This is a genomic window from [Clostridium] clostridioforme AGR2157, from assembly GCF_000424325.1.
Lineage (GTDB): Bacteria > Bacillota > Clostridia > Lachnospirales > Lachnospiraceae > Enterocloster > Enterocloster clostridioformis_A.
Genome location: NZ_AUJR01000028.1, coordinates 38772 through 61261 on the forward strand (window position 1 = coordinate 38772; position 22490 = coordinate 61261).

The following is a 22490-nucleotide window of genomic DNA, read 5'->3' on the forward strand; positions in this document are numbered from 1 at the left end:
GGATAAAATCCTGCAGAGCTGGTAGGTAGTCCGGCCGCATTCCCATAGCCCTGCCCGAAATGGCGTGGAAACAGGAATGTAAGTAACCCTCCCTCCTTGGGTCGTCCGTTCTTTGTTCATCACATTTCAAAGGAGGAATTGTCATGGACCTCATCGGTATCCTGTCCATCCTTCTCCAGCGGGAAAAGGTAACCGCCCCCTATCTGGCGGAAAAATTCGATGTGGGGTTTCTGCCTGATGCGCCAGGATTACCGGCTGTTTAAGCTGAACCGTATGATGGATTTGGAATGCTGCCGGGAGGTCATTGATAAACGTATCCTGCCGCCTTATGAAAATGAGGCGGACCGTCCCTTCCCTATCCGTTTTCTGGTAAAGGCACGGTGCAAACCGTCCATTAAATGGAGGATTGTAGATGAATTTGGTCCTGAGACTCTGGAGGAACTGCCGGATGGTAATTTTATGTTTACAGCCGGATACTCGGACAAAGAAAACCTGTTTTGCTGGATTCTGAGCCTGGGAGACCAGATTGAGCTTTTGGAACCCGGTGAATTCCGGGCGGAACTTGCAGAGTTGGGACGCCGTATTTATGAAATTTACAGATAGACATGGACCAATCTCTAAACATGACAAACAGATGTCCTGTTATCCAACTGCCCCACTGCGGCAGATGCAGTGAACTCCCGTGCAGCCGGTATGACCAGCAGGACCCAACCAGGACCCCGGAAGCAGAACCGGTGGCGCCTCATGGCGGCCGTCCGGGAATGTATCTGGTGGAGGAGCTGGATGACAGAGAGTTTCTGACTGCCCTGGTCCTGGATACCTGCAGTCAGCTTCCGAACCCATCCCTGCCAAAACGAAAATAACTACTTTCCCAATCCCGTATTTTATATTATAATAAGATAGCATGACGAAAATTATAATATATTAGGAGAAGATACATATGGAAAGAAAAGTAGGAACAATTTCGAGAGGAATCCGCTGCCCGATTATCCGTGAAGGAGACAATCTTGCTGAAATCGTGGTAGACAGTGTTTTGGATGCAGCGGAAAGCGAAGGTTTTGAAATCAGGGACAGGGATGTCATTTCCGTGACAGAGTCCGTGGTTGCCAGGGCTCAGGGTAATTACGCTTCCATTGATGCCATTGCGGGGGACGTGAAGGCAAAACTTGGCGGGGAGACCATCGGCGTCATTTTCCCGATTCTGTCCAGAAACCGTTTTTCCATCTGTCTGAAGGGAATTGCCAAAGGCGCAAAGAAGGTTGTTCTGATGCTCAGCTATCCCAGCGACGAGGTGGGAAACTCCCTGGTATCCTTGGATCAGGTAGACGAGGCCGGTATTAATCCTTACAGCGATGTGCTGGATTTGAAGCGCTACAGGGAACTGTTTGGGGAGAACAAGCACCCGTTTACCGGTGTGGACTATGTGGCCTATTACTGCCAGCTGATTGAAGAACAGGGCGCGAAGGCCCAGGTGGTATTCGCAAATAATCCAAGGGAAATCTTAAATTATACCAAGCGGGTGCTGACCTGTGACATCCATTCGCGTATGCGCACCAAGCGCATCTTAAAGGAGGCAGGCGCAGAGGTGGTATGCGGCATGGATGACATCCTGAATGCCCCGGTGGACGGAAGCGGCTGCAATGAAAAATACGGCCTTTTGGGCTCCAACAAGTCAACCGAGGACACCATTAAGCTGTTCCCGCGGGATTGTATGGATTTGGTAAACGATATTCAGAACAAAGTCCTGGACCGCACAGGAAAGCATGTGGAAGTCATGGTATACGGCGACGGCGCGTTCAAGGATCCGGTAGGAAAAATTTGGGAACTGGCCGACCCGGTGGTATCTGTTGCCAATACAGAAGGACTGGAAGGCACGCCAAACGAAGTGAAATTAAAATATCTGGCTGACAATGATTTTAAGGATTTGTCCGGAGAAGCCTTAAAGAATGCCGTTTCCCAGAGAATCAAGGAGAAGAAATCCGATCTGGTGGGCGACATGGCATCCCAGGGAACCACGCCGAGAAGACTCACCGATCTGATAGGATCACTTTGTGACCTTACCAGTGGTTCCGGCGATAAGGGTACACCGGTCATTTTGGTTCAGGGATATTTTGATAACTATACAAACTAAGCCATAATGATGATAAGGCATGGAGGGCTGAAGGCTTTTAGGGAGCGTTCAGCCCTTGTTTTAGGAGGTTATGATGGGAAAATTAAAACTGGGTATTCTGGGCAACGGCTATCTGGCCGATATTATTGTGGAAGCCGGTCTGAAAGGAATGCTGGATGAATATGAGCTGGTGGGAGTTTTGGGCAGGACCAGGGAAAAGACAGAGCTTCTGGCAAAAAAAGGCGGGTGTCAGGCATGCGGCACCATAGACGAGCTTCTGGCGCTGTCCCCTGACTATGTTGCGGAGGCAGCCTCGGTCCAGTCTGTAAAGGACTGCGGAGTGAAGATTCTGGAATCCGGGGCCGGCATGATTGTGCTGTCCATCGGAGCATTTGCGGATCATGAATTTTTTGGACAGGTAAAGGCCGCGGCTGCCGGCCACGGAACCAGGGTGTACATTGCGTCCGGTGCGGTGGGAGGATTTGATGTGCTGCGGACCATATCCCTTATGGGGCAGGCAGAGGCAGGCATCAGGACAAGGAAAGGACCGGCGTCCTTAAAGGGAACCCCGCTTTTTGTAGAGCGCCTGATGGAGGACGGACCGGAGAGCCATGTATTTCACGGCAACGCAAAAGAAGCCATTTCCCTCCTGCCCACCAAGGTAAATGTGGCTGTGGCCTCATCCCTTGTGACCGCGGGGCCGGAGGATACCCGTGTGGATATATACAGCGTTCCAGGCATGGTTGGGGATGACCATAAGATCACATCCGAGATAGAAGGAGTGAAGGCTGTTGTGGATATTTATTCCAGCACCAGCGCCATTGCCGGCTGGAGCGTGGTGGCGGTTTTACAGAATATTGTATCACCAATCGTATTTTAGGAGGAAATGGACATGTTTAAGAAATTAGTGGCTATTGAGCCGGTGAGCCTGATACCCAGCGCAGAGGAGGAACTGCACCGGTATGCGGGAGAGATAACATTGCATGAGGATGTGCCGTCCGGCGATGGGGAAATCATCCGGCGTATCGGTGACGCGGATGCGGTGCTGGTAAGCTACACATCCAGAATCAGCCGTCATGTGATCGAGAGCTGCCCATCCATCCGGTACATTGGCATGTGCTGCAGCCTCTATTCTGAGGAAAGCGCCAATGTAGACATTGCCTGTGCCAGGGAACGGGGCATCACAGTGCTTGGAATCAGGGATTACGGCGACAGGGGGGTGGTGGAATACGTGCTCAGTGAGCTGGTGCGTTTCCTTCACGGCTTTGACCGTCCCATGTTTCGTGATATGCCCGTTGAAATCACGGATTTAAAGGTGGGTATCATCGGAATGGGCGTGTCAGGAGGAATGATAGCCGATGCCCTGAAGTTCATGGGGGCGGATGTGTCCTATTACAGCCGTTCCAGGAAGCAGGACAGAGAAGACCAGGGGATGACTTACAGGCCCTTAAAGGAACTGCTGGACCGCAGCGAGGTGGTCTTTGCCTGCCTGAATAAAAATGTGATTCTGCTTCATGAGAAGGAATTCAGGCAGCTGGGGCAGGGAAAGCTCCTGTTCAATACCTCCATTGGACCGGCATTCGACCTTCCTGCCCTGAAAACATGGCTGGATCAGGGAAATAATTACTTCATCTGCGATACAGAGGGAGCCCTGGGAGACAGCACCGGAGAACTGCTTGGTCATCCGGGCGTATTCTGTGCACGCATCTCAGCAGGCAGGACAAAACAGGCCTTTGATTTGCTCAGCAAAAAGGTGCTGGACAATATTCGCGCATACCTGGAGCAGTAGTTATTGCTTTATGTTTCGTCATCCCATTTGAAATCACACTGTTCCAGATTTTCACATATCTTTTCCATGGTGCCGCAGAATGCTTCCATCTCATCCTGCCCCAATCCTTTCCATATAACATCATCCACCATTTCCAGTACCCTGCGTACCTTATGGGCCTCTGCCACCCCTTCACCGGTGAGGCAAATCAGATAGGACCTGCGGCATCCAGGATCTTTTTCTCTTACCAGGTAGCCGGATTCCTCCAGACGGTCCAGGGAGCGGGACATGGTGGTCACATCCATATGGCAGAGATCCGACAGTTCTTTCTGGGTTATATGGTCCTGGGCCAGCAGTACATCCAGGATGCGGGCGTGGCCCTGGCCGAAGGTAAGGCCAATCCGTGTGAAATGGGGCTGCATCAGATGCTTCCTTGCCCTTTCCGCCCTCACCAGGAGGCGGCGTACCTGCTCTTGTTTCATCATGGTTCATGCTTCCTTTCTCTATTCCAGTTCAAACTGGCCTGTGTACAGCTTATAATACCGCCCTTTCTGGTCAATGAGTTCATCGTGGCTTCCGCGTTCTATGATTTCGCCCTTTTCCAGTACCATAATGGCCTTGGAGTTGCGGACCGTGGACAGTCTGTGAGCGATGACAAAGACGGTGCGCCCGTCCATCAGCGCGTCCATTCCCTTTTCAATGAGTTTTTCCGTCCGGGTGTCAATGGAGCTGGTGGCCTCATCCAGAATCAGCACAGGAGGGCGGGAGATGGCTGCCCGCGCAATAGCCAGAAGCTGGCGCTGCCCCTGGGACAGGTTGGCGCCGTCGCTGTGAAGGGGCGTATCATAACCCTGGGGCAGACGGCGGATGAAGGAGTGCGCATTGGCTACCCTGGCTGCATTTACCACGTCCTCGTCTGTGGCGTCCAGCCGTCCGTAACGTATGTTGTCCGCTATGGTTCCTGTGAACAGGTGGGTATCCTGGATGACCATGGAAAGGGAACGGCGCAAATCGTCCTTTTTTATGGTTCTTATGTCAATGCCGTCATAGGTTATGCTTCCCTGCTGTATTTCATAGAAACGGTTCACCAGATTGATGATGGTGGTTTTTCCTGCGCCGGTGGAACCTACAAACGCGATTTTCTGTCCGGGCTTGGCATAAAGGCTGATGCCGTTCAGGATGGTTTTCTCCGGCGTGTATCCGAACACAACCTGGTTGAAACGCACATCCCCCTCAAGGGGAATGAGACGGAAGCCGGATTGGGAGCCGGTATGGGTCTGCGCCGTATCAACCGAATCCTCATCCGGCACCTTCCAGGCGAAACAGTGGGTAAATTCCCTGCATTCTTCCCAGCCGCCATTGTCATTCTTTCGCACATTACACAGTGTCACTGTGCCTTCATCCAGTTCCTGGGTCTCGTTCATCATATCAAAAATTCGCTCGGCTCCCGACAGGGCGGCCAAAAGAAAGTTTATCTGCTGGGTAAACTGGTTCATGGGCATGGCACTCTGGCGCACATACACCAGATAGGATGCCAGTGTCCCCAAATCCGTAAGGCCTGACAGGGCAAACAGGCCGCCCACACAGGCTGACAGGGCATAGTTTACATAGGACAGGGCCACTATGGTGGGAACCGTCATGCCGGAATAGGTCAGGGCTTTGGTGGCCGCTGTTCGGAATGCCTCGTTGCGGCGGCAGAATTCCTCGTAGTCCTGTGCCTCGTGATTGAATACTTTTTCCACCTTCTGGCCAGCCACCATCTCCTCCACAAAGCCGTTGATGCTGCCCAGGTATTTCTGCTGCTGGGTAAAATACTTCCTGCTCCTTTTTCCATTATAACGGATAAACAGAACCATGAGAATCAGAAATACCATGACAATAAGGGAAAGACGCCAGTCCAGCACCAGCAGCATGGTAATGGTTCCTGTTATGGTTATGAAGCTCTGTATCATCATGGCAAAGCTGTTGTTAAGGGCTTCGCTGATGGTGTCCACATCGTTGGTGAAACGGCTCATCAGCTCCCCGTGGGTATGGGCGTCAAAGTAGGTAAGGGGAAGGCGCTGGGTGTGCCGGAACAAATCGGACCGGATTTCGTTCACCACCTTCTGGGAAATGTGGACCATCATCTGATTGTAGGCATAACAGGAGAGCGCGCCGCACAGGTACAGCGCTCCCATGACCAGAAGCATTTTCACAAGCCCCGGTATGTCTCCCGGGAGAATGAAACGGTTGATGACCGGTTTTAACATGTATGTTCCCAATATGCTGGCCAGGGCGCTGATTGTCACCAGGAGGGCGATAACCAGCATATACCACTTGTGCCGCCCCAGATAGCTGAGCATCTGCCTTAAGGTCCGTCTGGTATCCTTGGGACGGTTATAATTTGCTATTCTTGCCATTACAGATTCGCCCCTTCCTGTTGAGAATGATAGATGTCCTGATAAATCTGGTTGGAAGCCAGCAGGGTTTCGTGGCTGCCTACCGCGTTCACCCGTCCGTCCTCCAGTATAATGATTTGGTCTGCGTGGGCCACTGAGGATATGCGCTGGGCAATGATGATTTTGGTTGTATCCGGCATGCTCTTTGCCAGTCCGTCCCGGATTTTGGCCTCTGTGGCAGTATCCACCGCGCTGGTGGAATCATCCAGAATCAGCACCTTGGGAGACTTGAGGATAGCCCTGGCAATGCAGAGTCTCTGCTTCTGCCCGCCTGACACATTGATGCCTCCCTGGCCCAGCTCTGTTTCATATCCGCGTTCCAGGCGGTCGATGAATTCATCCACGCAGGCAATGCGGCAGGCCTCCTCGATTTCCTGGTCCGTGGCCGTTTCCCTGCCCCAGCGCAGGTTATCCTTTACCGTACCGGAAAACAGGGTATTTTTCTGGAGCACCATGGCGATGGAATCCCTCAGTCCCTTAAGGGGGTATTCCCGGACCGGGCGGCCGTCTATATATACAGTACCTTTTGTGACATCATAGAGTCTGGGAATCAGCTGCACCAGCGTGCTCTTGGCAGCGCCTGTCTGGCCGATGATGCCCACGGTCTGTCCTGCCTCTATATGAAAGGAGATGTCCGAGAGCACATATTCGGCAGCATCCTGATTGTATTTAAAGTATACATTCTCAAACCGGATATCACCATGCTCCACTTCAAGGGGACTGGATGCATCCTCCTTGATGTCGATTTCCTCATCCATGACTTCCGAGATACGCTTCCAGGAAGCCAGGGCCCTGGTGGTCATGAGGAACACATTGGAGAACATCATCAGGGAATTTAAAACCTGAAGGACATAGCTCAGGAAACCAGTCAGTTCACCCACCTTCACGCCGCCTATGGTGACCAGCCTGCCGCCGAACCACAGGATGCACAGGATGGTGGAGTACATGACTAACTGCATGGCCGGCATGTTGAGGACTGACAGGCGGAAGGCTTTTTCCGCCGTAAACTGCAGATTGTAATTGACCTCCTCGAATTTCCGGATTTCATGATCGCCCCTGACATAGGATTTCACCACACGGATGGCGGCCAGGTTTTCCTGAATGATGCGGTTTACCATGTCAATGGCGCCCTGCATTACGCTGTACAGGGGGCGCACATGGCTGATGATGAAAAACAGCAGCACACCCAGGACAGGAGCAGCCACCAGAAACACCATGGCCAGCTGCGGATTGATGTAAAAGGAGGCAGCCATGGCGGTCAGCATCATGACCGGGGAGCGGAAAGCAGGCCGCATGCCTGTGGCAACGGAGTTTTGTATGGTGGTTACGTCGCTGGTAAGGCGGGTCACCAGGGAAGAGCTGCTGAAATGGTCTGTGTTGGCAAAGGAAAACTGCTGCAGCTTGGCAAACTCCGCCTTGCGGATTTCGGCCCCCAGTCCCTGGCCGCACCGGGCCGAGAACATGGCGGAGCCCTGACCCAGCACAAGGGAGATAAAGGCAAAGAGAACCATCTGCAGCCCTTTCATCAGGATATAATGCCTGTCTCCATTGGCCACGCCCACATCCACAATGGAAGCCATGACCAGGGGAATGATTAGCTCAAACACGGTTTCGGCTTCAATACAGAAGACGGCCATGACGGCATCCCTTTTGTAGGGCTTCAGGTAAGATAAAAATTCCTTCATTCCGGAATCCTCCTTCATATGCATTCACAACAGTTGCACATACAACTATTGTATGCTCATGTATTGAAAATGTCAATTGTGTTGTGATATACTTTTGGATATGCATAAGAATGTAATTGGGAATGTAATACAGACTTAAGTCAAAAGAGGAGATAAACATGAGAAGGATGATTTCCGTACCGTTTATACTGGCAGCTGTGGCTGCGCTGTCTTTCCTGCCGGTTCAGGACTGCCTGGCCTATGGGCCGGGAGACAGCTGGTATTATGACCATTACCCCAGGGGCGGCCCCGGAGTGGAGTATGATTACGGGACAGCGCTGTCAGGAACCTACGATTACGGCGGCCCTTCGGCGCCTCAGGGCAATGCCCGGGTCACCACGGATAATACGGTCAGGGCTTATCCTGGCTTTAACACCAATGTGCCGGATACGTCCACTGCCCAGTTTGACCCCGGATACTGGTGGGACCCCAATGACGACTATTGGGATGACTGGGATGACTGGGACGACGAGGATGACTGGTGGTATTACAACGGAGGACCCGGCGTACAGTACGGCCAGGGCTGGAGATACAGCCCCGGAGGCTGGTGGTTCCAGCTCTATGGCGGCAGCTGGCTGTCAGGGGGGTGGCAGCTTATACATAACAGATGGTACCGCTTTGACCAGAATGGATATATGCTGACCGGGTGGTTTACGGACAGCGACAAAAACCGCTATTATCTGAATCCCCTGGATGACGGTACCCTGGGGATGATGCGCACAGGCTGGCAGATGATAGACGGGAAGCTTTATTATTTCAATACCCAGTCTGACGGGACCATGGGACGCCTGTTTGTAAATACCACAACCCCGGACGGCTATGTGGTGGGAGCGGACGGGGCTTTGATTCAGTAGCGGAGAAAACCCCGGCGCCTGTGGCAAGCAGGAGCCGGGGTTTTCTTGTTTTTGTCGTATGGTAAATCTAAGACCAGAAGCAATTTTTTCTTTCGTATCCTTATTTATATGGTAACTGTATGGTAATCCCTCTCTTTTGTATCTTGGTTCAATGCCTGGGAGCCGTTCCATCCGGTATGTGTGTGATGGAGTGTAATGCAATGTTGGAATTTCGCGCGGCCTTTTGCCGCCCTTTTGTTTTATGATTGTATGTTCCGGAATCCCTGTCCCCTGGGGCCTGTGCGGTTGCCCGTTCCTGCCCCGGCATCTTTCTTTCATCCGTTCATAATGTTAATGCGGGGCGGGGCTTTTTTATTGCAAAAAAAAAATGCCGCTTATTGCCAGTGTACATATTATGTGATAATATAATGGTTGTTTTACGGAAAAGAGGATACAATCATGTTACAATATCTTATTGTGTGCCCGTTGGTATTCCTGGCCGGACTGGTGGATTCCATTGCAGGAGGAGGCGGGCTTATTGCCCTACCTGCATATCTCATCGCAGGGGTGCCCGCCCATGTGGCACTGGGTACCAATAAACTCAGCTCCGCCATGGGCACAACTGTTTCCACGGCCCGCCTGGCAAAGCACGGTTTCCTGAAGGGAAAGGTGTTCATGGCGGTCTGTTCCTCGGCGGCAGCCCTGACAGGATCGGCCCTGGGAGCCCATCTGGCCCTCATGGTGCCGGAATCTGTCATCAAGCACATGATGATTGTGGTGCTGCCCGTTGTAGCGTTTTACGTGCTCAGGAACAAGGATATGGGAGCGAGGGACAGGGCGGATGATATTTCCAGAAACAAGGTGTTTGCCATCTGCATAGCGGCAGCCTTTTTTGTGGGGGGATATGACGGCTTTTACGGACCCGGAACAGGAACATTCCTGATTCTGATTCTCACAGGGGCCGCCGGGCTGGACGCCCGCAGCGCCTCCGCCCAGACAAAGGTAATCAACCTTTCCTCTAATATTGCGGCCCTTGTGGCCTTCATTGCCACCGGAAATGTCTGCTACCCGCTGGGGCTTATGGCAGGTGTCTGTTCCATCGCGGGACACTACATTGGGGCAGGCATGGTGGCCCACGACGGTCAGAGGGTGGTCCGTCCCGTGGTACTGGTGGTGCTTGGGGTATTGTTCATTAAAATAGTAAGCGGCACATAGGAAATAGGAGTGAATCGTATGAAATGGAAAAAATTTACATTAACTACCACAACTCAGGCGGTAGACCTGATTAGCAGCATGTTTGACGACATTGGTATAGAAGGAATCGAAATCGAGGACAATGTGCCCCTGACAGAGAAGGAGACAAAGGGAATGTTTATTGACATCCTCCCTGAGCTTCCTCCGGACGAAGGGGTTGCCAGGATAAGCTTTTACCTGGATGATGACGCGGATGTGGCGGATTATCTCAAACGGGTGGAAGAGGGCCTGGACGAGCTGTCCCCATTTGCGGACCTGGGTGCCAGGACCATCACCGCGTCGGAGACAGAGGACAAGGACTGGATCAACAACTGGAAACAGTACTTTAAGCCCTTTACAGTGGACGATATCCTGATTAAGCCTACCTGGGAGACTATCCCGGAGGAGCACAAGGACAAGCTTCTGGTGCAGATTGACCCGGGCACTGCCTTTGGAACCGGCATGCATGAGACCACCCAGCTGTGCATCCGGCAGCTTAAAAAGTACGTGAACCGGGACACCTTAGTACTGGACGTGGGAACTGGCAGCGGCATCCTGGGAATCACAGCCCTGAAACTGGGGGCAAAAGAGGTGTGGGGCACGGATCTGGATGAAAATGCCATTAACGCCGTAAGGGAGAACCTGGAAGCCAACAGCATTCCTGAGAACAGGTTCCATGTGCTCCAGGGTAATATCATAGACCAGACTTCCGTAAAGGAGTGGGCAGGATACGGCAGGTACGATGTGGCGGTGGCCAACATACTGGCGGATGTCATCATTCTGCTGGTGGACGAGATACCGGCCCATCTGAAAAAGGGCGGTATCTTCATCACCTCCGGCATCATTGATATGAAGGAAGAGGCGGTGAAGGAGGCGTTTGCACGCTGCCGGGAGCTGGAAGTGGTGGAAATCACATACCAGGGAGAATGGGTGAGCGTGACCGCCAGAAGGAAATAGGATGAATAAGGAAGGACCTGAGGGAAAGCCATGCATCATTTTTTTGTGAACCCTGAGCAGGTGGAGGACGGCCTGATAAGGATAACCGGACCTGACGTGAACCACATAAAGAACGTTCTGCGCATGAGGCAGGGGGAGGAAATGCTGGTCAGCGACGGCACTGGCAGGGATTACCTGTGTCAGGCAGAGGAAATCGCCGGAGGGGAGGTCACAGCCCTGATTCTTAAGACAGAGGAGGAGGGGAGGGAGCTTCCTTCCAGAATCTGGCTCTTTCAGGGACTGCCCAAATCTGATAAGATGGAGTTTATCATCCAGAAGGCCGTGGAGCTGGGGGCGGCCGGCATTGTGCCGGTGTCCACCAGGAACACGGTGGTCAAGCTGGAGCCGAAAAAGGAAGAGGCCAAGCGCAAGCGGTGGCAGGCCATCGCACAGAGCGCTGCCAAGCAGTCCAAGCGCAGCCTGGTTCCGCAGGTATCCGGTGTCATGACTTTAAAGGAAGCCTTTGACTATGTGGAGAGGCGGGGCTTTTGCGTGCGTCTCATTCCTTATGAACATGAGGAGGGGATGGCCGGCACAAAGGCAGAATTAGATGCCCTTGGGCCGGGGCAGGACATTGCTGTGTTCATTGGACCGGAGGGCGGATTTGATGAACGTGAGATAGAATTGGCCCTTTCAAAAGGCGTGCGGCCCATCAGCCTGGGACGCAGGATACTGAGGACGGAGACAGCGGGCCTGGCCGTGCTGTCGGTACTTATGATGCGGCTGGAAGGGGCGCTGTAAAGGAGTTTGTATAATGGAAGCATATTTTGACAATTCAGCCACCACGCGTGTATTTGACAGCGTGAAGGATATTGTGGTGAAGACCATGACGGAGGATTACGGCAATCCGTCCGCCAAGCACAGAAAGGGAATGGAGGCAGAGCAGTATGTGCGCCAGGCAGCGGCGGACATTGCCAAGACATTAAAGGTCAGGGATAAGGAAATCCTGTTCACCTCCGGCGGCACGGAATCCAACAACATGGCTCTCATCGGCACTGCCATGGCAAACCAGAGGGCCGGAAAGCACATCATCAGCACCAGAATCGAACACGCCTCGGTTTACAATCCCCTGGCGTATCTGGAGCAGCAGGGGTTTGAGGTCACATATCTGTCTGTGGACAGCCAGGGCCACATATCCCTGGAGGAGCTGGAAGCCGCCATCCGCCAGGACACCATCCTGGTATCCATCATGTATGTGAACAACGAGGTGGGGGCCATTGAGCCGGTGGAGCAGATTGCATCCCTTATCCATGGGAAGAAACCATCCATCCTTTTCCATGTGGACGCTATCCAGGCCTACGGCAAGCTTATCATACGTCCGAAGAAGCAGGGAATCGACCTGTTGTCTGTCAGCGCCCATAAGATTCACGGTCCCAAGGGAGTGGGTTTTCTCTATATTGATGAGAAGGTGAAGATTCGTCCCCTTCTCTACGGAGGCGGCCAGCAAAAGGACATGCGTTCAGGCACGGAAAATGTTCCGGGCATTGCAGGCATGGGCCGGGCGGCCAGGGAAATCTACACGGACCATCAGCAGAAGGTGGAGTACATCACCGGCCTGAAGGACTATATGACAGACCGCATGGCGTCCCTGCCGGGCGTCACCGTCAACAGCCGCAAGGGAATGGAGAGCGCGCCCCAGATTGTCAGCGCAAGCTTTCAGGGGGTGAGAAGCGAGGTCCTTCTTCATGCCCTGGAGGATAAGGGGATCTATGTTTCTTCCGGATCCGCCTGTTCTTCCAATCACCCGGCAATCAGCGGAACCTTAAAGGCCATTGGAGTCAGGCAGGAACTGTTAGATTCTACGCTGAGGTTCAGCTTTGGCGTGTTCAACACAAAGGAAGAGATAGATTACTGTATGGAAGTCCTGGAAGAGCTCCTGCCGGTGCTGAGAAGGTACCACAGAGGCTGATACGTGTAAATGATACGTCCCCTCAGGACAATTAAGGGGACGATTAAGCGATAGAAAGAGGTAAAAGATGCAGTACCAGTCATTTTTAATTAAATACGCGGAGATTGGCACCAAGGGCAAAAACCGGTATATGTTCGAGGATGCCCTCATAAAGCAGATCCGCTATGCATTAAAGAGCGTGGAGGGACAGTTTGACGTCACCAAGGAGTCAGGGCGCATCTATGTGAAGGCGGAGACGGACTATGATTACGACGATGCAGTGGAGGCGCTGAAGCGTGTATTCGGCATAGCGGATATCTGCCCCATGGTGCAGATTGAGGATAAGGATTACGAGAGCCTGAAAAAACATGTGGTGGAGTACATGGACCAGGTTTATCCGGATAAGAACATAACCTTTAAGGTAAATGCCCGCAGGGGGGATAAACAGTATCCCGTGACCTCGGAGCAGATTAACCGTGACATGGGAGAGGCGATTCTGGAAGCGTTCCCCCGGATGCGTGTGGACGTCCATCACCCGGATGTGGTTCTCCATGTGGAGGTGCGCCAGAGAATCAACCTGTTTTCCCTGATGATTCCCGGTCCCGGAGGCATGCCCGTGGGAACCAACGGCAGGGCCATGCTGCTGCTGTCCGGCGGCATCGACAGCCCGGTGGCAGGGTACATGATTGCCAAGAGAGGCGTGAAGATAGACGCGGTGTATTTCCATGCCCCGCCCTATACCAGCGAGCGGGCGAAGCAGAAGGTGGTGGACCTGGCAAACCTGGTGGCCAGATACGCAGGGCCCATCAATCTCCATGTGGTGAATTTTACGGACATCCAGCTCTACATTTACGATAAATGCCCCCATGAGGAGCTGACCATCATCATGCGCCGCTATATGATGCGGATTGCCCAGACCATAGCGGAGCGCACCGGCTCCATCGGCCTGATTACAGGCGAGAGCATCGGACAGGTGGCCTCCCAGACATTACAGTCCCTGGCAGCCACCAATGAGGTGTGCGCCATGCCGGTGTTCCGGCCGGTCATTGGCTTTGACAAGCAGGAAATCGTGGATGTGTCTGAGAAAATCGGCACCTACGAGACATCCATCCAGCCTTACGAGGACTGCTGCACCATTTTTGTGGCCAAGCATCCGGTGACAAAGCCCAACATCAATGTGATTCACAGCTCGGAGCGCCGCCTGGAGGAGAAAATCGGCCAGCTGGTGGAGACTGCCCTGGAGACCACGGAACAGATTCTCTGTCAGGGATAAAGGGCACAGAGGCACAACGCATCAATACAATCCGGAAACAAACATAAAAAAGAGTCTGCCGAGGCAGACTCTGATGGTTTCTGATGACTTGACTTATGTGCCTTTTCCCGCGGTCAGCGGCAGCGGGAAATGAATCAGCAGATTAAGCGATGATGTATGGTGCTAAGATAGCCAGAATGTCATCAACGCCGCTCTCGGCATGAATGTTAAGGTCGATTGGCTTGGATAAATCCAGGCTGAAGATACCCATGATAGACTTAGCATCAATCACATATCTGCCGGAAACCAAATCAAAATCAACATCAAACTTAGATAAATCATTTACAAACGACTTAACCTTGTCAATGGAATTTAACGAAATGCGAACTGTTTTCATGAGAAAAACCCTCCTTGTGGTGTGAGTGTATGAATTATGTTTGCAGTGAATCCTGCTTTGCTTTAATACTACAGACAGGGGGACTAAAAGTCAATAGTGAGATTGCATGAAAAACGCAGTAACAATATGGTAATTTGGTTAGAGTTCCATAGGGCGGATGCCCCGCATAAAGGGTCGCGACAGACCGTGAACAGGAGGTTTTACAATGCCAAAAGCAGCCCTGCATAACCTGGGATGCAAAGTAAATGCTTATGAGACGGAAGCCATGCAGCAGCAGCTGGCGGAGCGCGGTTATGAAATCGTGCCCTTTGACCAGAAGGCTGACGTCTATATTATCAATACATGCTCCGTGACGAATATCGCGGACCGCAAATCCCGCCAGATGCTCCACCGTGCAAAGAAGCTGAATCCGGAGGCTGTGGTGGTGGCAGCGGGCTGTTATGTCCAGGTGGCGTCCGATGCCTTGAAGGAAGACAACAGTGTGGATATCATTATCGGCAATAACAATAAGGCGCGTCTGGCGGATATTCTGGAAGAATACATGAGGGACAGGCAGGGGGACGAAGAAGGCTATGTGCTGGATATCGCCCGCGCCGAGGAGTATGAGGAGCTTCATGTAAGCCGCCTGGGAGAACATACCAGGGCATTCATCAAGGTCCAGGACGGCTGTAATCAGTTCTGCAGCTACTGCATCATCCCGTACGCCAGAGGCAGGGTCAGAAGCCGGAAGCCGGAGGATGTGGTGGCTGAGGTGGAAGGTCTGGTGGCCCGGGGATACAGGGAAGTGGTGCTTACAGGAATCCATTTAAGCTCCTATGGAACGGAGCATATGGAAGGAAGCCCTGTAAAGGGCGGCGACTGGGACAGCGGCCCCCTGTGGGATTTGATAGAACGGATTCACCGGGTGGAGGGACTGGAGCGCATCCGTCTGGGCTCCCTGGAGCCAAGAATCATCACCAGGGAATTTGCCGGAAAGCTGGCCGGTCTGCCGGAATTCTGTCCCCATTTCCATCTCTCTCTCCAAAGCGGCTGCGACGCCACGTTAAAACGGATGAACCGCCATTATACCACGGAGGATTATCTCAGGCGCTGCGGCATACTCAGGGAGACCTTTGACCGTCCGGCCATTACCACGGATGTGATCGCGGGGTTTCCGGGAGAGACAGAGGAAGAGTTTGAGATAACCAGAAGGTTTCTGGAGACAGTGCGTTTTTATGAGATGCATGTTTTTAAATACTCCAAACGCCAGGGCACCAAGGCGGCTGTCATGGAGGACCAGGTTTTGGAGCAGGTAAAGGCACGGCGCAGTGACGTGCTGCTGGAACTGGAAAGGACCATGTCCCGTGGATACAGGGAGCGCTTTGTGGGAAGCCGGGTATCGGTCCTGTTTGAGGAAGGGGCTGAGATTGAGGGAAAATGGTATATGATAGGCCACACCCCTCAGTATGTCAGGGCAGCCCTGCCGCTGGAGGACGGAATGGACCAGGAGCAGTTTGCGGGGCGCATCATGGAGCTTTCTGCTTCGGGCCTTCTGAATGATGAGATTTTAAAGGTGGAATTTTGTTGAAAAAAGGAACATATTTCCGAAAAGACGGAAGGATTGTGCGACATTTTACAGAAACATGATAATAATTAGAAAAAATTAAGAAAATAATCTATTGCCGAATAGCAAAATATAATGTAGAATAGAGAAGAATACTTAAAGGACGTGATGACATGGGCAATATAAAAGATACTCAATATTTTCAAGCTGTTCAGGACAAAAAGATAGAAGTAAGCGACGTACTGGAGCAGGTATATATTGCCTTGACTGAAAAGGGGTATAATCCCGTGAACCAGATCGTGGGTTATATCATGTCTGGGGACCCGACTTATATTACCAGCCATAAGGGGGCCAGAAGTCTTATCATGAAGGTTGAACGGGATGAGATTCTGGAGGAACTGATGGCTGTGTATATTGATGCCCGTCTGAAATAAGAACTGTTTCAGACTGGTTCCGGGGCAATCTGCCGGGGCGCTCCAGGGGCATCCGGCCCGCCACGGGCAGGCAGGATATGCGGCGTGAATAACAGAAGGCCCGGGAACGGGCCTTCACAGTAATGTACGGATGGATATGATGGGATGCATTCAGTTGGCCATAAGCCAGCTGCTTTTATGGTGCATTCCGATTTTTTGCGTTTACCGGAGGAATTGAATATGAGGATAATGGGTCTGGATTTTGGCTCGAAAACAGTTGGGGTGGCAGTCTGCGATCCTTTAGGTATAACTGCCCAGACAGTGGAGACAATCACAAGGGCCAGCGAGAATAAGATGCGTCAGACCCTTGCACGGATTGTGCAATTAATTGGTGAATACGAGATTGAACGTATTGTTCTTGGTTATCCTAAGAATATGAACAATACAGTGGGCGAGCGCGGGGAAAAGACCCAGGAGTTCAAAGCGGCCCTGGAACGGCGCACCGGTCTTGAGGTCATCCTCTGGGACGAGCGTCTCACCACAGTGGCGGCAGAACGGGTTCTGATTGAAAGCGGAGTGCGCAGGGAAAACAGAAAAAAAAGCGTGGACCAGATTGCGGCAGCCATGATTCTGCAGGGATATCTGGACAGCCTGCAGCATATTTAGGATGTAATTGGGACATGGACAAAGCAGCCGGTCCCGTCAGGCGGGACAGACAGGCGTCAGGAGAGAAGAAATGGAAGAAAAGACGAGAGAAGATTTGATTACCATGGTGACGGATTCAGGAGAGTCCGTGGATTTTTATGTGTTAGAAGAAACAAGGATAAATGCAAGGAGTTATCTGCTTGTGACAGACGCGCCGGAAGGTGAGGACGGAGAGTGCTATATCCTTAAGGATATGTCAGGACAGCAGGACGCTGAGGCTGTGTATGAGTTTGTGGAAGACGACAGCGAACTGGACGCACTGATGAAAGTGTTTGAAGAACTGTTAAGCGATGCAGATGTGGACCTTGAGAAATAGAATAGAAAGATTGGAGGAATCAATTTGAATTTAGAAGAAAAAGAGAATACGGCAGAGGCGGCGCCAGAGGCAGCTGCACAGGTAACGATTCAGGCCGAACAGGAAAACAATGTCCAGGACGCCGGCGTCCGGGAAGCGGCAGGAACAGCGGCCCCACAGGAGCAGCCCAATAAGTCCCGGAACAGGAGACCGGCCCAGAAAAAGACCGCTTCCAAGGAACAGGGAGGAAATGGGGAAGCCCAGAAAAAGAAAAACCCGGGTTCCAGGCAGGGACAGGCAAAGAGCAGGCCCGGACAAATGGGAGAGTCCCAGACCGGATCCGCTGCCAGGGAGTTCAAGGACAGCACCGGCGCAAGGACCTCCAAGGGAGCCGGCAGCGCAAAGACATCCAGGAATTCCGGGGAGTCCAAGGCGTCCGGAAATTCAGGCGAATCAAAGGCGCTTCCCTCTCCGGCCAGACAGAAGGGACGGGACGGAAGAAAGGATGGAAAGGGCAAGCTGAAAATCATTCCGTTAGGCGGTCTTGAGCAGATTGGAATGAACATCACTGCCTTTGAGTATGAGGACAGCATCATTGTGGTGGACTGCGGACTGGCCTTCCCGGGGGACGACATGCTGGGCATTGACCTGGTAATACCGGATGTGACCTACTTAAAGCAGAACATTGACAAGGTGAAGGGCTTCGTCATTACCCATGGCCATGAGGACCATATCGGCGCCCTGCCTTATATCCTGCAGCAGGTCAATGTGCCTGTATACGGCACAAAGCTGACCATTGCCCTGATTGAGCATAAGCTGGAGGAGCACCGACTCTTAAAGAACACCAAACGCAAGGTGATGAAGCACGGACAGTCCGTGAACCTGGGATGTTTCAGAGTGGAATTCGTGAAGACAAACCACAGCATCCAGGACGCATCCGCCCTGGCCATATTTACGCCGGTGGGAACCGTGCTGCACACAGGAGACTTTAAGATTGACTATACGCCGGTGTTTGGGGATCCCATTGACCTGCAGCGCTTTGCGGAGCTGGGCAAGAAGGGCGTGCTGGCCCTGATGGCAGACAGCACCAATGCCATCCGTCCCGGATTCACCATGTCCGAGCGTACCGTGGGAAAGACATTTGACGCCATATTCGCGGAGCACCAGAACAGGCGCATCATCGTTGCCACCTTTGCCTCCAATGTGGACAGGGTTCAGCAGGTGGTGAACACGGCGTATAAATACGGCCGCAAGGTTGTGGTGGAAGGCCGCAGCATGGTGACTATCATGGATATTGCCAGCAAGCTGGGATATATCAATGTGCCGGAGGGAACCCTCATCGACATTGAACATCTGAAAAACTACCCGCCGGAGTCCACGGTGCTCATTACCACGGGAAGCCAGGGCGAGTCCATGGCCGCCCTTTCCAGGATGGCTGCCAGCATTCACAAGAAGGTATCCATTGTGCCGGGAGACGTGGTGGTGCTGAGCTCCACACCTATTCCCGGCAATGAAAAGGCAGTGGCCAATGTGGTGAACGAGCTGTCCATGAAGGGCGCCGAGGTAATCTGCCAGGATACCCACGTTTCAGGACATGCCTGCCAGGAGGACCTGAAGCTGATTTATTCTCTGGTGCATCCCAAGTTCTCCATCCCTATCCATGGCGAGTACCGCCACCGTATGGCCCAGAGGGAGCTGGCCCAGTTCATGGGCGTACAGAAGGAAAATGCTGTCATGGTTAACTCCGGCGACGTGGTCGCCCTGGACGGGGACAGCTGCGAGGTGATAGACCATGTTACCTGCGGAGGCATCTTCGTGGACGGCCTTGGCGTGGGCGATGTGGGCAATATTGTATTACGGGATAGACAAAACCTTGCACAAAATGGTATTATTGTAGTAGTATTGACCTTAGAGAAGCACAGCAACCAGCTGCTTGCGGGTCCGGATATCGTGTCCAGAGGCTTTGTGTATGTGCGGGAATCCGAGGATTTACTGGAGGAAGCCCACACCATTGTGTATGACGCGGTGCAGGACTGCCTGGACCGCCATGTCAGCGACTGGGGTAAGATAAAGAACATCATTAAAGACAGTTTAAGTGACTTTTTGTGGAAGCGCATGAAGCGCAATCCCATGATTCTGCCAATTATCATGGAGGTATAACAGATACCGGACCGGCTTACTGCCGCGCAGGCAGTGGGCCCGGTCCGGGATACCGCGGTCATGAAGACGCCGGGCAGGATAAGAGGAAAGGATTATGAGCAATAGGACAAGGGAAATTAATAAAATCACAACCACCATAATCAGCATATCCGTGAAGCTCATGGTATATGCCTTGATTATCCTGCTGCTGTATGAGGCGGTTGCCAGGGGCTATGCCTTTGGCCATGAGATATTTTTTGCCGAGGCAGTGGATGAGGCCCCCGGACAGGATATGGTAGTCCGGATTGATCCGAAGGAATCCGTGTCTGACGCTGCACAGTTTCTTGCGCATAAGGGGCTTATTAAAAGTGAGTTTGCTTTTATTTTTCAGAGCAGGTTCTATGACTATGAGACAATCTATCCGGGCACCTATACCCTTAATACATCCATGACGTCCAAAGAAATTCTCCAGCTTCTCAATGAGAAGCCGGAAACCGAAGACAGCGCAAAACCGGCCCAGTCCGGCGGCGCTAAAGCAGCTGAAGCCAAGACATCCCGGGACAGGACATCTGAGGGGGAAAATGGGGACAGCGCTGCTACCGGCCAGGAGACATCCCCGGAGGCGGCAGCTGCATCCGAAGGCGGTGCAGCCGCGTCAGCAGAGACAGATGAGGGAGTACCTGCTGACGCAGCGCCTGCGTCCCAGGCAGGGGCGGATGCCCTTGACTCCCAGGAGGTCCGGGCCAATGAGCAGACCTACGAAGGCGAGGACCAGGAGATGGAAGGCGGATGGATTGAGGATGCGGCAGAGGATGGAACCCAATGATTGTAAATGACAGGATTACGGATTATATACATTCCCTGGAATCCAGCCAGGGCAGCCTGCTGGATTCCATAGAACAGGAAGCGTTAAGGGACCGGGTGCCCATCATACGCAAGGAAACCGCAGCCCTTCTGAGAACCCTGGTGGCGGCCCTCAGGCCGGCGCGTATACTGGAGATAGGAACGGCTGTGGGATACTCTTCCCTTCTCATGTGCCGTGTGATGCCGGAAAACTGCCGCATCACCACCATTGAGAAGTATGAAAAACGGATCCCTGCGGCCCTGGATAATTTTAAAAAGGCCGGAGAGGAAGGGCGCATTACCCTTCTGGCAGGGGATGCGGATGACCTGCTGGCCGGACTTAAGGGCCAGACCTTTGACCTGGTGTTCATGGATGCCGCCAAAGGCCAGTATCTGCACTGGCTGCCCATGATTCTCAAGCTGATGCCTGAGGGGGGAGTCCTCATATCAGACAATGTTCTTCAGGACGGGGATATCGTGGAATCCAGATTTGCAGTGGAGCGCAGGAACAGGACCATCCACAGCAGAATGCGCCGGTATCTGTACGAGCTGAAGCACAGGAAGGGACTGGAGACAGCAGTCATCCCCATAGGAGACGGAGTTGCTGTCAGCACCAAATATACGGAGAGAATGGAATGAGGAAGACAGAATTGCTGATACCGGCCGGAAGCCTGGACGTGCTGAAAACAGCCGTTGTTTACGGGGCGGATGCCGTATATATCGGAGGTGAGGCCTTTGGCCTGCGGGCCAAGGCCCATAATTTTTCCAATGAAGAGATGAAACAGGGAATTGCCTTTGCCCATGCGCGCGGGGTCAAAGTCTACGTGACGGCCAATATATTGGCTCATAACGGGGACCTGCCGGGGGTGGAGGCTTATTTTGAAGAGATGAGGGATGTGGCTCCGGATGCGCTCATCATATCAGATCCGGGTGTGTTCGCCATTGCCAGAAGAGCTCTTCCCCACATGGAAATCCATATAAGCACCCAGGCCAACAATACCAATTACGGGACCTATCTGTTCTGGCATGGACTGGGGGCAAGGCGGGTGGTGTCCGCAAGGGAGCTGTCCCTGGCGGAAATCCGGGAGATCCGGGACCACATTCCCCAGGATATGCAGATAGAGAGCTTTATCCACGGAGCCATGTGCATTTCCTATTCCGGCAGGTGCCTTCTGAGCAATTATTTCGTGGGAAGGGATGCCAACCAGGGTGCCTGCACCCATCCCTGCCGCTGGAAATATTCCCTTGTGGAGGAGACCAGGCCGGGAGAGTACATGCCTGTATATGAAAATGAGCGGGGCACCTACATCTTCAACTCCAAGGACCTGTGCATGGTGGAGTATATACCGGAGATGATGGATGCCGGAATCGACAGTTTCAAGATAGAGGGAAGGATGAAGACCGCCCTCTACGTGGCCACTGTCACCAGAGCCTACCGCAGGGCCATTGACGACTATTTAAAGGATCCGGCTGTGTACAGGGAGAATCTGGAGTGGTACAGGGAAGAAATAGGAAAATGCACCAACCGCAGGTTCACCACCGGCTTTTACTTCGGGAAGCCCACTGCGGATGACCACATATATGACAGCAGCACTTATGTGAAGAGCTACACTTACCTGGGAACCGTGGAAGAGACGGACAGCCTGGGCCGGTGCAGGATTGAACAGAAAAATAAATTTTCTGTTGGGGAGACCATCGAGGTCATGAAGCCCGACGGACAGAACCTGGAAGTGACGGTGGAGTCTATGACAGACGATGAGGGCAATGAGCAGGAGAGCGCTCCTCATCCAAAACAGATTCTGTGGGTAAAGCTGTCGGCAGATGTGTCTGCTTACGATATCCTGCGCAGAAAAGAAGAGACAGGAAGAAGCTGCGCCTGAGCCGTGAGGGCTCTGGCAGACAGGAGGTGCCTT

General features: G+C 52.8%; 21 protein-coding genes and 2 pseudogenes. 19 read left to right on the forward strand and 4 right to left on the reverse strand.

Going from position 1 to position 22490, the window contains the following annotated elements:
• Window positions 1-219: 219 nt before the first annotated feature.
• The 5 genes and pseudogenes from G614_RS27420 to G614_RS0112780 all read left to right on the forward strand — a co-directional run.
• Window positions 220-603: pseudogene (locus G614_RS27420) on the forward strand (helix-turn-helix transcriptional regulator); the annotation flags it as partial.
• A 116-nt stretch (window positions 604-719) separates the two neighbouring features.
• A pseudogene (locus tag G614_RS34425) lies at window positions 720-863 on the forward strand (competence protein TfoX); the annotation flags it as partial.
• A gap of 77 nt (window positions 864-940) precedes the next feature.
• On the forward strand, window positions 941-2131 hold the full coding sequence (locus G614_RS0112770; protein ID WP_027642254.1) for a coenzyme F420-0:L-glutamate ligase: 1191 nt from the start codon (window positions 941-943) through the stop codon (window positions 2129-2131).
• A gap of 73 nt (window positions 2132-2204) precedes the next feature.
• A complete protein-coding gene (locus tag G614_RS0112775; protein ID WP_027642255.1) occupies window positions 2205-2990 on the forward strand; it encodes an aspartate dehydrogenase domain-containing protein in 786 nt (261 codons plus the stop codon).
• 12 nt (window positions 2991-3002) lie between these two features.
• Window positions 3003-3899: a D-isomer specific 2-hydroxyacid dehydrogenase family protein gene (locus G614_RS0112780; RefSeq protein ID WP_002586210.1), complete on the forward strand. Its 897-nt coding sequence runs from the start codon at window positions 3003-3005 to the stop codon at window positions 3897-3899.
• A gap of 8 nt (window positions 3900-3907) precedes the next feature.
• On the opposite strand, the gene G614_RS0112785 is transcribed toward G614_RS0112780, so the two are convergent.
• Genes G614_RS0112785 through G614_RS0112795 form a run of 3 tightly spaced genes read right to left on the reverse strand, consistent with a single transcriptional unit; the run spans window position 3908 to window position 8001 of the window.
• Window positions 3908-4363: a MarR family winged helix-turn-helix transcriptional regulator gene (locus G614_RS0112785; protein WP_027642256.1), complete on the reverse strand. Its 456-nt coding sequence runs from the start codon at window positions 4361-4363 to the stop codon at window positions 3908-3910.
• Window positions 4364-4381: 18 nt separating this feature from the next.
• The gene (locus tag G614_RS0112790; RefSeq protein ID WP_027642257.1) at window positions 4382-6277 is read right to left on the reverse strand and encodes an ABC transporter ATP-binding protein; all 1896 of its coding nucleotides are present in this window, start codon (window positions 6275-6277) and stop codon (window positions 4382-4384) included.
• Complete coding sequence (locus G614_RS0112795) at window positions 6277-8001, reverse strand: ABC transporter ATP-binding protein (RefSeq protein WP_027642258.1); 1725 nt, start codon at window positions 7999-8001, stop codon at window positions 6277-6279. Before G614_RS0112795 ends, G614_RS0112790 begins: the two co-directional genes overlap by 1 nt.
• A gap of 158 nt (window positions 8002-8159) precedes the next feature.
• On the opposite strand from G614_RS0112795, the gene G614_RS0112800 reads away from it, so the two are divergent.
• From G614_RS0112800 to thiI, 6 genes are all read left to right on the forward strand, one after another.
• A complete protein-coding gene (locus G614_RS0112800; protein WP_027642259.1) occupies window positions 8160-8894 on the forward strand; it encodes a hypothetical protein in 735 nt (244 codons plus the stop codon).
• A gap of 438 nt (window positions 8895-9332) precedes the next feature.
• A complete protein-coding gene (locus G614_RS0112810) occupies window positions 9333-10088 on the forward strand; it encodes a sulfite exporter TauE/SafE family protein (RefSeq protein WP_027642260.1) in 756 nt (251 codons plus the stop codon).
• Window positions 10089-10106: 18 nt separating this feature from the next.
• Window positions 10107-11063, forward strand: a complete 957-nt coding sequence (gene prmA, locus G614_RS0112815) for a 50S ribosomal protein L11 methyltransferase (RefSeq protein ID WP_027642261.1) — start codon at window positions 10107-10109, stop codon at window positions 11061-11063.
• Between the two features lie 30 nt (window positions 11064-11093).
• The gene (locus tag G614_RS0112820; RefSeq protein WP_027642262.1) at window positions 11094-11843 is read left to right on the forward strand and encodes a 16S rRNA (uracil(1498)-N(3))-methyltransferase; all 750 of its coding nucleotides are present in this window, start codon (window positions 11094-11096) and stop codon (window positions 11841-11843) included.
• Between the two features lie 13 nt (window positions 11844-11856).
• Window positions 11857-13011: a cysteine desulfurase family protein gene (locus tag G614_RS0112825; protein WP_027642263.1), complete on the forward strand. Its 1155-nt coding sequence runs from the start codon at window positions 11857-11859 to the stop codon at window positions 13009-13011.
• Window positions 13012-13078: 67 nt separating this feature from the next.
• A complete protein-coding gene (thiI, locus tag G614_RS0112830; RefSeq protein ID WP_027642264.1) occupies window positions 13079-14263 on the forward strand; it encodes a tRNA uracil 4-sulfurtransferase ThiI in 1185 nt (394 codons plus the stop codon).
• Window positions 14264-14405: 142 nt separating this feature from the next.
• On the opposite strand, the gene G614_RS0112835 is transcribed toward thiI, so the two are convergent.
• Window positions 14406-14639, reverse strand: a complete 234-nt coding sequence (locus tag G614_RS0112835) for an HPr family phosphocarrier protein (protein ID WP_002577933.1) — start codon at window positions 14637-14639, stop codon at window positions 14406-14408.
• 205 nt (window positions 14640-14844) lie between these two features.
• Here G614_RS0112835 and mtaB point away from each other — a divergent pair, with 205 nt between their 5' ends.
• The 8 genes from mtaB to G614_RS0112875 all read left to right on the forward strand — a co-directional run bounded on the left by mtaB (window position 14845) and on the right by G614_RS0112875 (window position 22457).
• On the forward strand, window positions 14845-16206 hold the full coding sequence (gene mtaB, locus G614_RS0112840; RefSeq protein WP_027642265.1) for a tRNA (N(6)-L-threonylcarbamoyladenosine(37)-C(2))-methylthiotransferase MtaB: 1362 nt from the start codon (window positions 14845-14847) through the stop codon (window positions 16204-16206).
• Between the two features lie 149 nt (window positions 16207-16355).
• The gene (locus tag G614_RS0112845; RefSeq protein WP_002567796.1) at window positions 16356-16616 is read left to right on the forward strand and encodes an IreB family regulatory phosphoprotein; all 261 of its coding nucleotides are present in this window, start codon (window positions 16356-16358) and stop codon (window positions 16614-16616) included.
• Between the two features lie 219 nt (window positions 16617-16835).
• Window positions 16836-17261 carry a Holliday junction resolvase RuvX gene (gene ruvX, locus G614_RS0112850; RefSeq protein WP_027642266.1) on the forward strand — a complete coding sequence of 142 codons (426 nt, stop codon included), beginning with the start codon at window positions 16836-16838 and terminating at the stop codon, window positions 17259-17261.
• Window positions 17262-17331: 70 nt separating this feature from the next.
• Window positions 17332-17616 carry a DUF1292 domain-containing protein gene (locus G614_RS0112855; RefSeq protein WP_027642267.1) on the forward strand — a complete coding sequence of 95 codons (285 nt, stop codon included), beginning with the start codon at window positions 17332-17334 and terminating at the stop codon, window positions 17614-17616.
• A 24-nt stretch (window positions 17617-17640) separates the two neighbouring features.
• Window positions 17641-19755 (forward strand): ribonuclease J, encoded by a 2115-nt coding sequence (locus tag G614_RS0112860; RefSeq protein WP_207637845.1) that lies wholly within the window; start codon window positions 17641-17643, stop codon window positions 19753-19755.
• A 94-nt stretch (window positions 19756-19849) separates the two neighbouring features.
• The gene (locus G614_RS0112865) at window positions 19850-20560 is read left to right on the forward strand and encodes an endolytic transglycosylase MltG (protein ID WP_027642269.1); all 711 of its coding nucleotides are present in this window, start codon (window positions 19850-19852) and stop codon (window positions 20558-20560) included.
• Window positions 20557-21216 (forward strand): O-methyltransferase, encoded by a 660-nt coding sequence (locus tag G614_RS0112870; protein ID WP_027642270.1) that lies wholly within the window; start codon window positions 20557-20559, stop codon window positions 21214-21216. Before G614_RS0112865 ends, G614_RS0112870 begins: the two co-directional genes overlap by 4 nt.
• Window positions 21213-22457 carry a peptidase U32 family protein gene (locus tag G614_RS0112875; protein WP_027642271.1) on the forward strand — a complete coding sequence of 415 codons (1245 nt, stop codon included), beginning with the start codon at window positions 21213-21215 and terminating at the stop codon, window positions 22455-22457. Before G614_RS0112870 ends, G614_RS0112875 begins: the two co-directional genes overlap by 4 nt.
• The last annotated feature ends 33 nt before the right edge of the window (window positions 22458-22490 follow it).

Coding starts and splice junctions, on each gene's coding strand:
- G614_RS0112835 (WP_002577933.1), bottom strand. CDS start 14,639: ATGAAAACAGTTCGCATTTCGTTAAATTCCATTGACAAGGTTAAGTCG.
- G614_RS0112785 (WP_027642256.1), bottom strand. CDS start 4,363: ATGATGAAACAAGAGCAGGTACGCCGCCTCCTGGTGAGGGCGGAAAGG.
- G614_RS0112855 (WP_027642267.1), top strand. CDS start 17,332: ATGGAAGAAAAGACGAGAGAAGATTTGATTACCATGGTGACGGATTCA.
- G614_RS0112770 (WP_027642254.1), top strand. CDS start 941: ATGGAAAGAAAAGTAGGAACAATTTCGAGAGGAATCCGCTGCCCGATT.
- thiI (WP_027642264.1), top strand. CDS start 13,079: ATGCAGTACCAGTCATTTTTAATTAAATACGCGGAGATTGGCACCAAG.
- ruvX (WP_027642266.1), top strand. CDS start 16,836: ATGAGGATAATGGGTCTGGATTTTGGCTCGAAAACAGTTGGGGTGGCA.
- G614_RS0112775 (WP_027642255.1), top strand. CDS start 2,205: ATGGGAAAATTAAAACTGGGTATTCTGGGCAACGGCTATCTGGCCGAT.
- G614_RS0112780 (WP_002586210.1), top strand. CDS start 3,003: ATGTTTAAGAAATTAGTGGCTATTGAGCCGGTGAGCCTGATACCCAGC.
- prmA (WP_027642261.1), top strand. CDS start 10,107: ATGAAATGGAAAAAATTTACATTAACTACCACAACTCAGGCGGTAGAC.
- mtaB (WP_027642265.1), top strand. CDS start 14,845: ATGCCAAAAGCAGCCCTGCATAACCTGGGATGCAAAGTAAATGCTTAT.
- G614_RS0112845 (WP_002567796.1), top strand. CDS start 16,356: ATGGGCAATATAAAAGATACTCAATATTTTCAAGCTGTTCAGGACAAA.
- G614_RS0112870 (WP_027642270.1), top strand. CDS start 20,557: ATGATTGTAAATGACAGGATTACGGATTATATACATTCCCTGGAATCC.
- G614_RS0112800 (WP_027642259.1), top strand. CDS start 8,160: ATGAGAAGGATGATTTCCGTACCGTTTATACTGGCAGCTGTGGCTGCG.
- G614_RS0112825 (WP_027642263.1), top strand. CDS start 11,857: ATGGAAGCATATTTTGACAATTCAGCCACCACGCGTGTATTTGACAGC.
- G614_RS0112875 (WP_027642271.1), top strand. CDS start 21,213: ATGAGGAAGACAGAATTGCTGATACCGGCCGGAAGCCTGGACGTGCTG.
- G614_RS0112865 (WP_027642269.1), top strand. CDS start 19,850: ATGAGCAATAGGACAAGGGAAATTAATAAAATCACAACCACCATAATC.
- G614_RS0112795 (WP_027642258.1), bottom strand. CDS start 8,001: ATGAAGGAATTTTTATCTTACCTGAAGCCCTACAAAAGGGATGCCGTC.
- G614_RS0112820 (WP_027642262.1), top strand. CDS start 11,094: ATGCATCATTTTTTTGTGAACCCTGAGCAGGTGGAGGACGGCCTGATA.
- G614_RS0112790 (WP_027642257.1), bottom strand. CDS start 6,277: ATGGCAAGAATAGCAAATTATAACCGTCCCAAGGATACCAGACGGACC.
- G614_RS0112810 (WP_027642260.1), top strand. CDS start 9,333: ATGTTACAATATCTTATTGTGTGCCCGTTGGTATTCCTGGCCGGACTG.